Source organism: Bacillus cereus group sp. BfR-BA-01330 (assembly GCF_022663885.1).
GTDB classification, from domain to species: domain Bacteria; phylum Bacillota; class Bacilli; order Bacillales; family Bacillaceae_G; genus Bacillus_A; species Bacillus_A cereus.
Genome location: NZ_JAKUGK010000002.1, coordinates 1 through 15,705 on the forward strand (window position 1 = coordinate 1; position 15,705 = coordinate 15,705).

Here is a 15,705-nt window from a genome sequence, read left to right on the forward strand (position 1 = left end):
AGCATAGATATCAGTGGAATTTAAAGAAGATGACTCCTGTCGAATACAGAAATCATCTTCTTGATGCCGCCTAACTTTTTTTAAAATGTCCTTTACAAAGGGTACAGATTATATAATCCTCTCTTTTTTATACATTGTTGTATGTTTTGTTCATTTATTTGGAATCAATAGCAGTTTCGGTTATGTATAACTCTCTCATCAATATGGAACAATAAAAAGTAAAACATCCATATTGAATGTGAGGGATATACGTATGCGTATGAATGAAAAAGGGCATTCTGTTACAAATGGTGCAAATCAACTGTTTAACGTGAATTTTCATGATTTTATTTCAAAAGAGCAAAACAATACTTCAATGGAGCTTGCTTCGGAGTTTGGGATTTCTCTTCAAGATGTAAAGCGTTTAAAGAAGCAGATTGAACGTTCTTAGAGCACTTGACAATCCTACTTAACAAACGTATAGTAATTTTATATTTACATATGAATATAACCGTTGATAGAGAAGAGTAAATGAGACACACATGGAAAGAGAAGGAATGTCTTAGGCTGAAAACATTTCTGCATGATGACTGATTGAATGACACTCTAGAGGTTTCAACTTGAACGGCATATATGCTTAGTAGGGATGAACGCATATTTAAGCGTTATTAAAAAAGTGGAAGCATACGTGCTTCAATTAGGGTGGCACCACGGGTATAATACTCTCGTCCCTACTGTTTAAACAGTAGAGGCGGGAGTTTTTTTATTTTTATTAAGATTAAAACAATTTGAGGAGGAACTGAATATGTCTATTCAAATCCCACGCGGAACGCAAGATATTCTTCCAGGCACTGTTGAGTTATGGCAGTATATCGAAGGGCAAGCACGCGAAATTTGCCGTCGTTACAATTATAAAGAAATTCGTACACCAATTTTTGAACACACTGAGCTATTTTTACGCGGTGTTGGTGATACGACAGATATCGTACAAAAAGAAATGTACTCATTCCAAGATCGTGGAGAGCGTAGCTTAACATTACGTCCAGAAGGTACTGCACCTGTTGTACGTTCTTACGTTGAAAATAAAATGTTTGGTGATGCGACACAACCAACGAAATTATACTATATCGGTCAAATGTTCCGTTATGAAAGACCACAAGCAGGTCGCTATCGTCAATTCGTACAATTCGGTATCGAAGCAATCGGCAGTAATGACCCTGCAATTGATGCAGAAGTAATTGCACTTGCTGTTGAATTTTACCGCGGCATGGGCTTAAAAAATATTAAAGTTGTATTAAACAGTTTAGGTGACGCAGCGAGCCGTCAAGCACACCGTGATGCATTAATCGCACACTTTGAGCCACGTATCGGCGAATTCTGTTCTGACTGTCAATCTCGCTTAGAAAAGAACCCACTTCGAATTTTAGACTGTAAGAAAGACCGTAACCATGAATTAATGGGAACAGCACCATCTATTACAGAATACTTAAACGAAGATTCAGCAGTATACTATGACAAAGTTCAAGAACTATTAACGATGATGGATGTTCCATTTGAAAAAGATCCGAACTTAGTGCGTGGTTTAGACTACTATCAACACACTGTTTTTGAAATTATGAGTGAGGCAGAAGGTTTCGGTGCGATCACTACATTAAGCGGTGGTGGCCGTTATAACGGACTTGTACAAGAAATCGGTGGACCAGAAATGCCAGGTATCGGTTTTGCAATGAGTATTGAACGTTTAATTATGGCGCTAAAAGCTGAAAACATTGAATTACCACTTGAACATAGCATTGATTGTTACGTTGTAGCGCTTGGCGAAAAAGCGAAAGACCATGCTGCAAAAGTTGCGTTCGATCTTCGTAAAGCTGGATTGTCAGTTGAAAAAGATTATTTAGATCGCAAAATGAAAGCACAATTTAAATCAGCAGATCGTCTAAAGGCGAAATTTGTAGCTGTATTAGGAGAAGATGAGCTAGATAAAGGCATCATTAACTTAAAAGATATGGCAACAGGTGAACAAGAAGAAGTAGCGTTAGATGTATTTGCTTCATACGTAGCAGAGAAATTAATATAGGGGGAACTTACAGTGGCTGAAAGAACACATGCATGTGGAAAAGTAACAGTAGAAGCTGTTGGACAAACAGTTCAATTAAAAGGTTGGGTACAAAAACGCCGTGACTTAGGTGGATTAATCTTTATCGATTTACGTGACCGTACAGGTATCGTACAAGTTGTATTTAACCCAGAAACATCAAAAGAAGCGTTAGAAGTAGCAGAAACAATTCGTAGCGAATACGTATTACACGTAGAAGGTACAGTTGTTGAACGTGGTGAAGGCGCAATTAATGACAATATGGCAACTGGTCGTATTGAAGTACAAGCAACAAAAGTAAATGTACTAAATGCAGCGAAAACAACGCCAATTATCATTGCTGATGATACAGATGCATCAGAAGATGTGCGTTTAAAATATCGTTATTTAGACTTACGTCGTCCTGTAATGTTCAACACATTCAAAATGCGTCACGATGTAACAAAAACAATTCGTAACTTCTTAGATACAGAAGAGTTCTTAGAAGTAGAAACACCAATTTTAACGAAAAGCACGCCAGAAGGAGCTCGTGACTATTTAGTGCCAAGTCGTGTACATGATGGTGAATTCTATGCATTACCACAGTCACCACAGTTATTTAAACAGCTTCTTATGGTCGGCGGATTTGAGCGTTACTATCAAGTAGCACGTTGTTTCCGTGATGAAGATTTACGTGCGGATCGTCAACCAGAATTTACGCAAATCGATATCGAAGCTTCATTCTTAACACAAGATGAAATTTTAGATATGATGGAGCGTATGATGACGAAAGTTATGAAGGATGCAAAAGGTGTAGAAGTGAGTGCACCATTCCCTCGTATGAAATATGCTGATGCAATGGCTCGCTACGGTTCTGATAAGCCAGATACACGCTTTGAAATGGAACTAACAGACTTATCTGAGTTTGCAGCAGATTGTGGCTTTAAAGTGTTTACAAGTGCTGTAGAAAGCGGCGGACAAGTAAAAGCAATTAATGCAAAAGGTGCTGCAAGTAAATATTCTCGTAAAGACATCGATGCATTAACTGAATTCGTGAAAGTATACGGTGCAAAAGGTCTAGCTTGGCTTAAAGTTGAAGAAGACGGCCTAAAAGGACCGATTGCGAAATTCTTCGGTGAAGAAGATGCAAATGTGTTAATGAGCACATTAGAAGCTACTGCTGGCGACTTATTACTATTCGTAGCAGATAAGAAGAGCGTTGTTGCAGATAGCTTAGGCGCACTTCGTTTACGTCTAGGTAAAGAGCTTGAGTTAATTGATGAAAGTAAATTTAACTTCCTATGGGTAACTGATTGGCCACTACTTGAGTACGATGAAGATGCAGATCGTTACTTCGCAGCTCACCACCCATTCACAATGCCATTCCGTGAAGACGTTGAGTTACTAGAAACAGCACCAGAAAAAGCACGTGCACAAGCATATGACCTTGTATTAAACGGTTATGAGCTTGGTGGTGGATCACTTCGTATTTACGAGCGTGACGTACAAGAAAAAATGTTCAAAGCACTTGGATTCTCACAAGAAGAAGCGCAAGAGCAATTCGGATTCTTATTAGAAGCATTCGAATACGGTACACCACCACACGGCGGAATCGCATTAGGTTTAGATCGTCTTGTTATGTTACTTGCAGGCCGTACGAACCTTCGTGATACAATTGCATTCCCGAAAACAGCAAGCGCAAGCTGCTTATTAACAGAAGCTCCAAGCCCAGTTGCAGAATCGCAGCTTGAAGAACTGAACTTAAAATTAAGCTTGAAAGAAGAGAAGTAAGAATAGGGTCTAGATGGTTATACTATAACCGTCTAGACTTTTTTTGAGAGGTTGTTTAAAAAGTCCGGTTTAGATAACTGTCGCATCTCATCGTTGCTTCGCCAGTCCGGTGCTCGAGTAGTGTTTCTACACTGCGCTCCTCCTGGCTTCAGCGCCTCGATCTGCTCGGTTCTCTAAATCCTCCTTTTTAAACGTGTATTTAGGAAGAAATAAAATTCTGGTCTATGTTTTCATTCTCGAAATATGTATTTTTAGGAATTCTATAACTTTTTCTATACAAATAGTCGGAAAAACGCTAGAATACATGGTAGACCATTTTTGTAATAGGAGTGTAGAGCTGAATGTTACATCAATTTTCACGTAATGAATTAGCCTTCGGTAAAGAAGGACTTGAAATATTAAAAAATAGTACAGTCGGTATTTTAGGAATTGGCGGTGTAGGTTCTTTTGCAGCTGAAGCGTTAGCACGTTCTGGCGTAGGACGTCTCGTATTAGTTGATAAAGACGTTGTAGATATTACAAACGTAAACCGTCAAATTCACGCTTTAGTATCTACTGTAGGACGTTCAAAAGTAGAATTAATGAAAGAGCGTATCGCGGACATTAACCCAGAGTGTGAAGTAATTGGACTAGAAATGTTTTATACAGATGAAACATATGAAGAGTTCTTTAAGTACGGTTTAGACTTTGTAGTGGATGCATCTGATACGATTACGTTCAAAATTCATTTAATTAAACAATGTTTACGTCGTAAAATTAAAATTATCTCAAGTATGGGTGCAGCGAATAAAATGGACCCAACTCGTTTCCGTATTGCGGACATCTCTAAAACACATACAGATCCAATTGCGAAAGTCATTCGTACGAAGCTTCGTAAAGAGGGTATTAAAAAAGGTGTAAAAGTTGTCTTCTCTGACGAAAACCCAATCGTAATTCGTGAAGAAGTACGTAAAGAAATTGTACCAGACGAGAATGCAAAAATTCGTAAGGCGAAATTACCGCCTTCATCAAATGCATTCGTACCATCTGTGGCAGGCTTAATTATGGCAAGTCACGTTGTACGTGAACGCATTAAAAACGTAGAAGTGAAACGTGTAGGGCAAGAATAAAAGAAAAGCATATATCCATTTTGGATATATGCTTTTTTATATGTATTAAAGAAATATGAATATTTGCATCACTACTAGTTCAAATGTAAGTAAGGTTAGTAAGCAATAATCATATTTATCTGATTTATAGGCGGATGTCTTTTTTAGACTGTTAATGGTGAAAAGAGCTAAAGTTAGGACGAGAAGGCCAAGAGTTATTTTGAAGATTATTAATGAAATAGCAACCATCTCCCTTTAAAGGTATATGTTTATAATAATATTTTAGTAAAAAATATCCAATCCGTTTTAGGAGTTTCCTTGTATGACAAGGAGGAATGTTATTGTCAATCTTTGTCGTTAAATCGATATCCTTTATTGAATCGTTGATATATTGTAAGTTGTGATAGATATATTTGAAAAATCGTTGATATATTGCAAGTTGTGATAGATATATTTGAAAAATCGTTGATATATTGCAAGTTGTGATAGATATATTCGAAAAACCGTTAATATAATTTCATTTACCGATATCTATATATGGTTCACCGAAAACAAACAGGGATGTCACTCAGTTAAAAAAGTGACATCCCTGTTTTTAATTCTCTGCAGAATAAATAATATCTAAATTCCCATTTTGATCGGTTTTGAAAATTGGGGCAATTTGCTCTTCTTGCTCTTCGACTGAAACAAGTTTTCGAGCACGATCCATAATTCGAACAAGCATCGCGTAATCTTCTTCGATTGCTTGTTGTTTTTTTGTGAGTACCGCTAATTTCGTTTCAAGTTCATGATTCGTTTTTTGCAGAGAAGTGAGCTGAGCTTGTAATACATCATTTTCCGTTTGCAACTTTGCGAGTGAAGGGTTATTATGCTCCAAGTTTTGCAAAAATGAGATGACATTTTGCATCGTAAGATCTTGTTTACTTGGTGTAATATCTTCTGAAAAATCGGCGTCAATTACGAGTTGTTTCGTTTTCGTGAACCGATCTTTTTCTATATTAGCTTCAGAACGTTTTAATTCTTTACGTTGTTTTTTTGCAAGCTGCACCGCATCTTCGTAATTCGGTCTTACTTCAGCATTCCATCTAAAGCCGCAAGCTGCTGAAGTCCGGTTCAACGCATCGCCAACTTCATCAAATGCTTTTATTTGTGTACTTCCGCTGCGAATATGTCGTAAAACAGTTTCTGCTAAAAGGAGATCATCTTCTTTTGTCCATGCATCTTGACGTGTTTTCATAAGCGAAGCCTCCATAATGGTGACGTTTTCGTTTATGTTACCCTTTATTTTTCGTTTTATTCGAAGTTTGTAATCTTTCATAAACAGTAGAAAGTGCTTGCTCAAATTTTCCTGTCGTTTTCGGTTTATAATATTGCTTGCTTTTTATTTTATCAGGTAAGTATTGTTGCCTTACCCAGCCGTTTGGATGGTCGTGCGGATATAAATATCCAATGCCTCTTCCAAGTGATTCTGCGCCTTTGTAATGACTATCTTTTAAATGGCTTGGAATGTCACCTGTTTGGCCGTTGCGTAAATCGTGTAATGCAGCATCAAGTGCTTTATAAGCTGAATTTGATTTTGGTGATAAGCATAGCTCGATAACGGCATTTGCAAGTGGGATGCGTGCTTCTGGGAATCCAACTCGTTCAGCTGATTCAATTGCAGCTAGTGTACGTGGTCCAGCTTGTGGGCTAGCAAGTCCAATATCTTCATAAGCCATAATAAGAAGGCGTCTGCCAATGCTTTGTAAATCACCTGCTTCAATAAGGCGTGCTAAATAATGGAGTGCTGCATTTACATCACTTCCGCGCACTGATTTTTGGAATGCTGATAATACGTCATAATGAGCATCGCCGCCTTTATCGTGGACGAAGCTCTTCTTTTGTAAGCATTCTTCTGCAATCTCGAGTGTGATTTCAGCCGCTTGATCGTCTGTAGTAAAGCTAGATAATACAGCAAGCTCAAGTGCGTTATAAGCGGAACGCATATCACCACCAGAGGCATTTGCAAAGTGATGTAGTGCTTCATCTGTTACCGTTACTGCATATTCTCCAAGCCCTTTTTCTTTATCTTCTAAAGCTCTTTTTAACCCAATTAAAATATCTTCTTCTGTTAGTGCGTGTAATTCGAAAATTTGACACCTGCTTCGAATAGCGGAGTTTATTGCATGGAATGGATTACTTGTCGTAGCACCAATTAAAGTAAGAAGTCCGCTTTCTAAGTGAGGTAATAGAAAGTCTTGCTTTGCTTTATCTAGACGGTGAACTTCATCTAAAATTAAAACGAGATGTCGATGCATCTTCGCTTCTTGTACGACAACTTCCATATCTTTTTTATTGTGAGTAACAGCGTTCAATAGACGAAACGGGGTACCGGTACTTCCTGCAATTGCACTGGCAATGGATGTTTTTCCTGTACCTGGAGGACCGTATAAAATCATAGATTGAAAATGATTGGCTTGGACCATTCGCCATAAAATCTTTCCTTCACCAACTAAATGTTGTTGCCCAATAATTTCTTGAATATTTGTAGGGCGCATTCGATGTGCGAGTGGTTGTTTCATTTGGACCGTCTCCCTTAATATATAATCTCGTTCTATCGTATCATTTTTTTCTACGGAATTTGAAATAGGATGCTGTTTTATGGGAAAAATGAAGATTAATATTTTCATTTTTCTTTCAATTGTAATAATTTCCGAGTTTTTCAATGTGATTTTATGTTATCATTTTGATACACAAGTTGAAATTTCTTATAATACTATATTATGCTATAATTTCATAGGATTTTAAATTGTGTTCTTTTTATAAATAAGATATAACCAATAGAAGTGAAAATTTGAAAAGAGGTGCAAAATAGATGAAGATTTCAACAAAAGGCCGCTATGGCTTAACAATTATGATTGATCTTGCAAAAAAGTTTGGTGAAGGTCCGATTTCATTAAAATCAATTGCGCAGGCGCATGACTTATCCGAGCATTACTTAGAGCAATTAATTTCACCACTTCGTAACGCTCGTCTTGTAAAGAGTACGCGCGGGGCATACGGCGGATATGTATTATCTGATCAACCGGCTAACATTACAGCTGGGGATGTAATCCGTGTATTAGAGGGACCGATTAGTGTTGTAGAAATGATAGAAGAAGAAGAGCCAGCACAGCGCCAGTTATGGATGCGTGTTCGTGATGCGGTGCAAGAAGTGTTAGATAGTACAACGTTAGAAGATTTAGTACGTTATGAGGAAGAAAATCACGGGGGCTATATGTTTTACATTTAATTCCTTGTGAAACGATTTGGAAAGAAGGAGATTTAATGGAACGCATTTACTTAGATCATGCTGCGACATCTCCGACTCACCCAGAAGTGGTCGAAAAGATGATTCCATATATGACAGAAATATTCGGGAACCCGTCTAGTATTCACTTTTATGGACGTCAAACTCGCCATGCAGTAGATGAGGCGAGACGAGTGTGTGCACGCAGCATTCATGCGAATCCGAATGAAATTATATTTACGAGCGGTGGTACAGAAGCTGATAATTTAGCGCTTATCGGTGTAGCACGTGCGAACTGTCATAAAGGTAACCACATAATAACGACGCAAATTGAACATCATGCGATTTTGCATACGTGCGAATTGTTAGAGCGTGAAGGGTTTGAAGTGACATATTTACCTGTCGATGAAACAGGGCTTATTCAAGTTTCTGACATACAAAAGGCATTAACAGAAGAGACGATTCTTGTATCTGTTATGTTTGGGAATAATGAAGTAGGGACAATGCAACCAATTGTGGAAATAGGAAAGTTGCTAAAAGATCATCAAGCTTATTTCCATACAGATGCGGTACAAGCTTACGGTTTAGTAGAAATTAATGTGAAAGAGTTTGGAATTGATTTATTATCAATTTCAGCTCATAAAATTAATGGGCCAAAAGGTGTAGGGTTCTTATACGCTGGTGCAAATGTGAAATTTGAACCGTTATTAATAGGCGGAGAGCAAGAAAGAAAACGCCGTGCTGGTACGGAAAATGTGCCTAGTATTGCTGGGCTTCAGCATGCAATTCTTATAGCTGAAAAAACTCGTGAGCAAAAAAATGCCCAATATGAAGAGTTTAAAGATATAATGGTATCTGTCTTCAAAAATGAAGGCATTACTTTCGAGGTAAACGGAAACTTAGAACATCGCTTACCGCATGTACTTAATGTAAGTTTTACAGGAATGAACATTGAACCATTTCTTGTGAACTTAGACCTTGCTGGCATTGCAGTATCAAGCGGTTCTGCTTGTACAGCTGGTTCGATTGATCCATCACATGTATTAGTAGCGATGTTTGGAAAAGACTCCGATCAAATACGTTCATCCGTACGCTTTAGTTTTGGACTTGGAAATACGAAAGAGCAAATTGAAAAAGCGGCGTACGAAACAGTGAAAATCGTGAAGCGATTAACACAAAATTAGCATGGGAGGTGACATGATGAACAAACTACCTCACGAAACACGCGTTGTCATCGGAATGTCCGGTGGCGTCGATTCATCTGTAGCAGCACTTTTATTAAAAGAGCAAGGTTATGATGTAATCGGAATTTTTATGAAAAACTGGGATGATACAGATGAGAATGGTGTCTGCACAGCAACAGAAGATTACAATGATGTAATTGAAGTGTGTAACCAAATTGGTATTCCGTATTATGCAGTAAACTTTGAAAAACAATACTGGGATAAAGTATTTACGTACTTCTTAGATGAGTATCGAGCTGGTCGTACACCAAACCCAGATGTAATGTGTAATAAAGAAATTAAATTTAAAGCATTTTTAGAGCATGCAATTGCGCTTGGTGCGGATTATGTGGCAACAGGCCATTATGCACGCGTTGCTTATATGGACGGCGAATATAAAATGCTTCGCGGCGTTGATGACAATAAAGATCAAACATATTTCTTAAATCAATTAAGCCAAGAGCAATTATCAAAAACAATGTTCCCGTTAGGTGAATTAAAGAAACCGCAAATTCGTGAAATGGCGAAAGAAGCTGACTTAGCGACAGCGGCGAAAAAAGATAGTACAGGTATTTGCTTCATTGGTGAGCGTAACTTTAAAGATTTCTTAAGTAACTACTTACCGGCACAACCAGGTGTAATGCAAACATTATCTGGTGAAGTAAAAGGGAAGCATGACGGTTTAATGTATTATACAATTGGACAACGTCATGGCCTTGGAATTGGTGGTAATGGTGATCCATGGTTTGCTGTTGGGAAAAATCTAAAAGAAAACATTTTATATGTTGATCAAGGATTCCATAACGAACTTCTATATGGTGATGAAGTTATTGCTACGAATGTAGGATGGGTAAGTAACAAAGAAAAAGAAACAGAATTTAAGTGCACGGCGAAATTCCGTTATCGTCAAGAAGACAATAAAGTAACGGTTCAAATCGTTGATGAAAATACAGTTCGTATTCTTTGTGATGAGCCAATTCGTGCAATTACACCAGGACAAGCAGTCGTTTTCTATGATGGAGATGAGTGCTTAGGCGGTGCTACAATTGATGAAGTATACCGTAGTGGTAAGAAATTGGATTATTTAGGATAAACGAGAAGCCTCTGCCGATTAGCGGTTAGAGGTTTCTTTTACATAAAGCGAATTTTCGTTCGCTTGGAAAATACATTCTTTGTTATAATTTGTTGTAGAGGTGAAGGACATGTCAAACAAACTTGAAACAGGTATTCAATATATGCAAGAAGGAAACTGGGAAGAAGCAGCTAAAAATTTTACAGAAGCAATCGAAGAAAATCCGAAAGATGCGCTTGGATACATTAATTTTGCAAATTTATTAGACGTATTAGGTGATAGCGAGCGAGCGATTTTATTTTATAAACGCGCACTAGAGTTAGATGATAAATCTGCAGCTGCCTATTATGGTTTAGGAAATGTATATTATGGCCAAGAGCAATTTACTGAGGCGAAAGCTGTATTTGAACAAGCAATGCAAGCTGGATTACAATCAGCTGATGTAACATTTATGTTAGGTATCACACATGTACAGCTTGGAAATGATCGTCTTGCACTACCATTCTTACAAAGAGCAACAGAATTAGATGAAAACGATGTAGAAGCTGTATTCCAGTGCGGACTTTGCTTCGCGCGATTAGAACATGTTCAAGAGGCGAAACCTTATTTTGAAAAGGTATTAGAAATGGATGAAGAGCATGCAGATGCGTATTACAATTTAGGTGTTGCGTACGTATTTGAGGAAAATAATGAGAAGGCTCTCGCTTTATTTAAGAAAGCAACTGAAATTCAGCCAGATCACTTTTTAGCGGGTAATGGCGTTCGTTTATTAGAGCAAGAAGCTGAATAAGATAAAAATATAGTTTAATGGGTAGTTATCCCTCATCTAAAAAGGTGGGGGATGTACTGCTCATTAAAGTGAAAATATCGGAAAGGAGAGGAAAGATGGGAAATCAACATGCAATGGATTTGTTTGAGGAAGAGAAAAAGTTTATAAAAGCGCAAGTTCTTCATACCATTTTCCACAACGAAGAAAACCTCTATTCCGTTGTCAGTATGAAAGTCATTGAAACGAATGAAACGTATGACGAAAAGAAAGTAATGATAAACGGTCATTTTCCCCGCATGCATGAAGATGAAGTGTTTACATTGACAGGTCATTTTAAGGACCATCCAAAGTATGGAAAACAATATATGGTTGAAACATTTAAAAAAGAATTGCCGCAAACAAAAGCAGGTATGGTGCAATATTTAGCGAGTGATTTATTTAAAGGGATAGGAAAACGTACAGCTGAAAAAATTGTGGACCATCTCGGAGAACATGCTATTTCTAAAATTATGGATGACCCTGAGGCGTTAAATGGTGTTGTTAATAAACAAAAGGCTCAGGAAATATATGAGACAATTGTTGAACATCAAGGATTAGAGAAAGTAATGAGCTTTTTAAATGGCTACGGTTTTGGAACGAAACTTTCTATTAAGATTTACCAGCAATATAAAGAGATGACATTAGAAGTGATTCGTAATAATCCGTATCAACTTATTGAAGAAGTGGACGGGATTGGTTTTGGAAGAGCGGATGATATAGGGCGTGCGTTAGGGATATCGGGTAATCATGACGACCGTGTACGAGCGGGATGTTTTTACACATTAGAGAATGTCTCATTACAACTTGGTCATGTTTATATGAGGAAAGATCAACTTGTAAGAGAAACGATGTCACTTTTAAACAATCAAGAAGGAAGAGTGACTGAGGAAGATATTATAGGTTGTATTGAAACGATGCAAAGTGAAGGGAAAGTCATCATAGAAGAAGAACGAGTGTATTTAGCGACGTTATTCTACTCTGAAAAAGGTGTTGTAAAGTCTATTCGCAGGCTTATGAATCAAGAAGAAACACCTTCATTTCCAGAAGCGGAAGTGTTAAAAACGTTAGGTGAAATTGAAGAACAACTGAACGTACAATATGCACCGTTTCAGCAAGAAGCAATTCAAACGGCACTTCATAAACCGATGATGTTATTGACAGGTGGACCAGGAACAGGGAAAACAACAGTTATTAAAGGGATTGTTGAAATGTATGCGTCACTTCACGGATTATCGTTAAATCCGAATGAATACAGTGATGATAATCCATTTCCAATACTATTAACAGCTCCAACAGGAAGAGCAGCGAAGCGGATGAGTGAATCGACAGGACTTCCAGCTTGCACAATTCACCGTTTACTTGGTTGGACGCCAGAAGGATCTTTCCAGCGTAATGAAACGGATCCTGTCCAAGGTAAGCTCCTTATTATCGATGAATTTTCAATGGTTGATATTTGGCTTGCAAATCAGCTATTTAAGTCGTTGCCGACGAATATTCAAGTTATCGTTGTAGGTGATGAAGATCAGTTGCCATCTGTAGGACCTGGACAAGTATTAAAAGATTTATTAAATGCAGGCGCAGTTCCGACAGTGAAGCTTACTGAAATTTATCGTCAAGCGGAAGGCTCATCAGTGATTCAACTTGCCCATGCGATAAAAAATGGAACTCTACCACCAGATTTAGCGCAAAACAAAAAAGATCGTTCGTTTATCAGCTGTACAGGGGCTCAAATTGTTGAGGTTGTGAAAAAAGTTTGCGAAAATGCTAAAACAAAAGGCTTTAGTGCAAGGGATGTTCAAGTATTAGCACCGATGTACCGCGGGCCTGCTGGTATTAATGTATTAAACGAAGCGCTGCAACAAGTATTTAATCCGAAGAGGGAAAAGAGTAAAGAAATTGCTTACGGTGATGTTGTGTACCGAAGAGGTGATAAAGTACTGCAACTCGTGAATCAGCCGGAGAGCCAAGTGTTTAATGGTGATATTGGGGAAATTGTTTCGGTGTTTTATGCAAAAGAAAACGTTGAGCAACAAGATATGATTATCGTTTCATTTGATGGAATTGAGGTAACGTATACGAAGCCCGATTTAAATCAAATTACGCATGCATATTGTTGTTCCATTCATAAATCACAAGGTAGTGAATTTCCGATTGTTATTATGCCAATCGTGAAAAGTTACAACCGTATGTTACGTCGTAATTTAATTTACACGGGTATTACAAGAAGTAAGAAGTTCCTTATTATTTGCGGGGAGGAAGCAGCTTTCCAATCTGGTGTAAATCGCCTTGATGATGCAATGCGTCAAACAACTTTAGCTAGTCGCTTGCAAGAATCACAAGGAGAAGTACAGATGGTCACAGTTAATGGCGAGGAAATGGACGTGGAAAACATTTCACCGTATGATTTCATGTAACAAGGTGAAATTATATAGTGAAACTTTCAAACGCATAGCGTTGAAAGGCTCCAGTAATGTATAAATGAATGCAGTTTGGACATAATGGCGAATAGAATCTGGGAGACTGTAAGGAGATGAAAGCCATATGTTCATTTGTCCAAATTGCAAAGGGAAAGACATTGGAAAAATAGGTGTCAACCAATTTTATTGCTGGAATTGTTATATCGAATTATCGGTTTCAAAGGGGAAAATCCATACACATCAAGTTGAGGAAGACGGTTCATTAAGCTCTCTTGATGATTTATTTGATGAGAATGAAAGAACGATCGGATAACGAAAAGGGGGATTTACTTTGAATCTACGCAATTCATTAATCGCATTAGGTGTTGGAGCTGCAGCATATCAATATGCTCGTAAACAAGATGTATTTTCAAAACGCAATATGAAAAAAGCACGTAAGATGATTAAGTCTTACTTATAATCATTTCGATAAATTGAAAAACTCCCTTGTAGACAAGGGAGTTTTTTATGCACCCATATGCAAATAAAAAAGTCCGATCTCTGAGAAAAGATAAGATAGACCGTAGCAGCCAACGCCAAGTATTCCATACTGCCATAATTGCTTCGCTTTTTCTTTACGTGAGGAATGAATAAAGAACCCCTTCCAAATACCGAACCCGATACAAATCCATTCAAGAATCATAAAAAGTGCTGATAATCCAAGCATAAACAAAACCATAATTAGCCCTCCTGATTATATTAATTCATGCTGTATTCTCAGGGGTGGTTGTCCTTGTTATGTTATTTATATGTACGTCTTTAAAAAACAGTATGGTCCGTATGAAAAGATTTTAAAAGTTTCGCACATAACCTACCCCATTTATTTTCAAAATAAAGGTGGAGGAGGTTTTTCATGTGAAGAATCTTAAAATCATTTGGATATATCGTTTAGGATTATTGTTACTTGTTTTTCTTTGTCTGCTCGTCTTTTTAAAAATTAAGCCGCTATGGGCACCGATTATTTTTGTATTTAAAGTAGCAATCACGCCGTTTCTTATCGCGTGTTTTATTGCGTATTTATTGCACCCTTTAATTGAAAAAATTCATAAGGAAGGGATGCCCCGTACACTTGCCATTTTGCTCATTTATATCCTTTTCTTTGGCGGAATTGGTTATGGGATTTATAAAGGAACACCAGTTGTTATTAAACAGTTACAAGAGATTAATGAACAATTTCCCCAGTTTACAAAGATGTACGATTCGTGGATGGATGGCGTTACAGAACAAACAGCGAATTTCCCTTCGTTCATTCATGAAAAGGTGAAGCAACTTTTTGTGGGTGTGGAAACGAAGATTCAAGCGCTTTTAAATAAAGTGATGAGTACAGCTCGTGGTGTACTCGATTCATTGCTCATTATTTTCTTAATACCGTTTATTGTATTTTACATATTAAAAGATTATGGTGAGTTTTATCATATCTTTTGGAAACTAGTCCCAAGTAAATGGCGAGGTACGGGGCAAATGCTTGCGAAAGAAATTGATAAGTCACTTGGAAGCTATATTCGAGGACAGTTATTTGTTTGTTTAGTATTAGGGGGAGTATCAGCTCTTTCTTTTTGGTTTATCGGTATGAAATATCCATTATTGCTTGGCATTATTATTGGGGTAACGGATATAATCCCATACTTCGGTCCTATTTTAGGAGCGATCCCGACGTTAATGATTGCAGCAACAGTATCAACGAGTTTACTTATTAAGGCGGGGATCACGATTGCGATTTTGCAATTTGTGGAGAGTAACATTTTATCGCCTTACATCGTTGGTAAGTCACTTCGTATGCATCCCGTTATTATTATGCTTGCCTTACTAGTTGGGGGAGAGGTAGCTGGGATTGTAGGATTGCTAATATCGGTTCCGATTTTAGCAGTTATTCGCACTGTCATTGTTCATGTGAGACCGCTCTTGAAAAAAGAAGATGTGTAAGTATAGAAGCCCTCTATGTAAGA

16 protein-coding genes and 1 other annotated feature are annotated in these 15,705 nt (G+C 37.7%); of the genes, 13 read left to right on the forward strand and 3 right to left on the reverse strand.

Translation table 11 applies throughout. From position 1 onward, the window contains the following. The 5 genes from MR112_RS28865 to MR112_RS05725 form a co-directional block, all read left to right on the forward strand. Positions 1 to 74: IS3 family transposase (locus MR112_RS28865; protein WP_333563856.1), on the forward strand; the 74-nt coding region annotated here is incomplete at its 5' end. 179 nt (positions 75 to 253) lie between these two features. Then, complete coding sequence (locus tag MR112_RS05710) at positions 254 to 430, forward strand: hypothetical protein (protein ID WP_001242605.1); 177 nt, start codon at positions 254 to 256, stop codon at positions 428 to 430. 54 nt (positions 431 to 484) lie between these two features. Next, positions 485 to 715, forward strand: a binding site (T-box leader). 69 nt (positions 716 to 784) lie between these two features. Then, positions 785 to 2,056 (forward strand): histidine--tRNA ligase, encoded by a 1,272-nt coding sequence (gene hisS, locus MR112_RS05715; protein ID WP_000027084.1) that lies wholly within the window; start codon positions 785 to 787, stop codon positions 2,054 to 2,056. 12 nt (positions 2,057 to 2,068) lie between these two features. Continuing rightward, positions 2,069 to 3,844 carry an aspartate--tRNA ligase gene (gene aspS / locus MR112_RS05720; RefSeq protein WP_000840892.1) on the forward strand — a complete coding sequence of 592 codons (1,776 nt, stop codon included), beginning with the start codon at positions 2,069 to 2,071 and terminating at the stop codon, positions 3,842 to 3,844. A gap of 341 nt (positions 3,845 to 4,185) precedes the next feature. Continuing rightward, positions 4,186 to 4,953 carry a tRNA threonylcarbamoyladenosine dehydratase gene (locus tag MR112_RS05725; RefSeq protein WP_000903179.1) on the forward strand — a complete coding sequence of 256 codons (768 nt, stop codon included), beginning with the start codon at positions 4,186 to 4,188 and terminating at the stop codon, positions 4,951 to 4,953. Positions 4,954 to 5,527: 574 nt separating this feature from the next. Here the strand turns inward: MR112_RS05725 and MR112_RS05730 are convergent. Together MR112_RS05730 and MR112_RS05735 are read right to left on the reverse strand one after the other, a co-directional pair. Then, the gene (locus tag MR112_RS05730) at positions 5,528 to 6,169 is read right to left on the reverse strand and encodes an RsfA family transcriptional regulator (protein ID WP_000857709.1); all 642 of its coding nucleotides are present in this window, start codon (positions 6,167 to 6,169) and stop codon (positions 5,528 to 5,530) included. Positions 6,170 to 6,206: 37 nt separating this feature from the next. Next, the gene (locus MR112_RS05735; protein ID WP_000812943.1) at positions 6,207 to 7,493 is read right to left on the reverse strand and encodes a replication-associated recombination protein A; all 1,287 of its coding nucleotides are present in this window, start codon (positions 7,491 to 7,493) and stop codon (positions 6,207 to 6,209) included. Between the two features lie 293 nt (positions 7,494 to 7,786). Between MR112_RS05735 and cymR the strand changes: the two genes are divergently transcribed. From cymR to MR112_RS05770, 7 genes are all read left to right on the forward strand, one after another. Beyond that, positions 7,787 to 8,203, forward strand: a complete 417-nt coding sequence (gene cymR, locus MR112_RS05740; protein ID WP_000704116.1) for a cysteine metabolism transcriptional regulator CymR — start codon at positions 7,787 to 7,789, stop codon at positions 8,201 to 8,203. Positions 8,204 to 8,238: 35 nt separating this feature from the next. Continuing rightward, positions 8,239 to 9,384, forward strand: coding sequence for a cysteine desulfurase family protein (locus tag MR112_RS05745; RefSeq protein WP_078186720.1), 1,146 nt, complete (start codon positions 8,239 to 8,241; stop codon positions 9,382 to 9,384). A 16-nt stretch (positions 9,385 to 9,400) separates the two neighbouring features. Further along, the gene (gene mnmA, locus MR112_RS05750) at positions 9,401 to 10,516 is read left to right on the forward strand and encodes a tRNA 2-thiouridine(34) synthase MnmA (RefSeq protein WP_242244845.1); all 1,116 of its coding nucleotides are present in this window, start codon (positions 9,401 to 9,403) and stop codon (positions 10,514 to 10,516) included. A gap of 109 nt (positions 10,517 to 10,625) precedes the next feature. Beyond that, complete coding sequence (locus MR112_RS05755; RefSeq protein ID WP_000066409.1) at positions 10,626 to 11,285, forward strand: tetratricopeptide repeat protein; 660 nt, start codon at positions 10,626 to 10,628, stop codon at positions 11,283 to 11,285. 95 nt (positions 11,286 to 11,380) lie between these two features. After that, the gene (gene recD2, locus MR112_RS05760) at positions 11,381 to 13,717 is read left to right on the forward strand and encodes an SF1B family DNA helicase RecD2 (RefSeq protein WP_000528082.1); all 2,337 of its coding nucleotides are present in this window, start codon (positions 11,381 to 11,383) and stop codon (positions 13,715 to 13,717) included. A 127-nt stretch (positions 13,718 to 13,844) separates the two neighbouring features. Next, complete coding sequence (locus tag MR112_RS05765) at positions 13,845 to 14,033, forward strand: hypothetical protein (protein WP_000469281.1); 189 nt, start codon at positions 13,845 to 13,847, stop codon at positions 14,031 to 14,033. Positions 14,034 to 14,051: 18 nt separating this feature from the next. Beyond that, positions 14,052 to 14,180, forward strand: coding sequence for a YrzQ family protein (locus MR112_RS05770; RefSeq protein ID WP_001053553.1), 129 nt, complete (start codon positions 14,052 to 14,054; stop codon positions 14,178 to 14,180). Between the two features lie 45 nt (positions 14,181 to 14,225). Here MR112_RS05770 and MR112_RS05775 read toward each other — a convergent pair whose 3' ends face one another. Further along, positions 14,226 to 14,438: a hypothetical protein gene (locus MR112_RS05775; RefSeq protein WP_000242535.1), complete on the reverse strand. Its 213-nt coding sequence runs from the start codon at positions 14,436 to 14,438 to the stop codon at positions 14,226 to 14,228. Positions 14,439 to 14,614: 176 nt separating this feature from the next. Here MR112_RS05775 and MR112_RS05780 point away from each other — a divergent pair, with 176 nt between their 5' ends. Next, positions 14,615 to 15,682 carry an AI-2E family transporter gene (locus tag MR112_RS05780; protein WP_000793128.1) on the forward strand — a complete coding sequence of 356 codons (1,068 nt, stop codon included), beginning with the start codon at positions 14,615 to 14,617 and terminating at the stop codon, positions 15,680 to 15,682. Positions 15,683 to 15,705 lie beyond the last annotated feature (23 nt).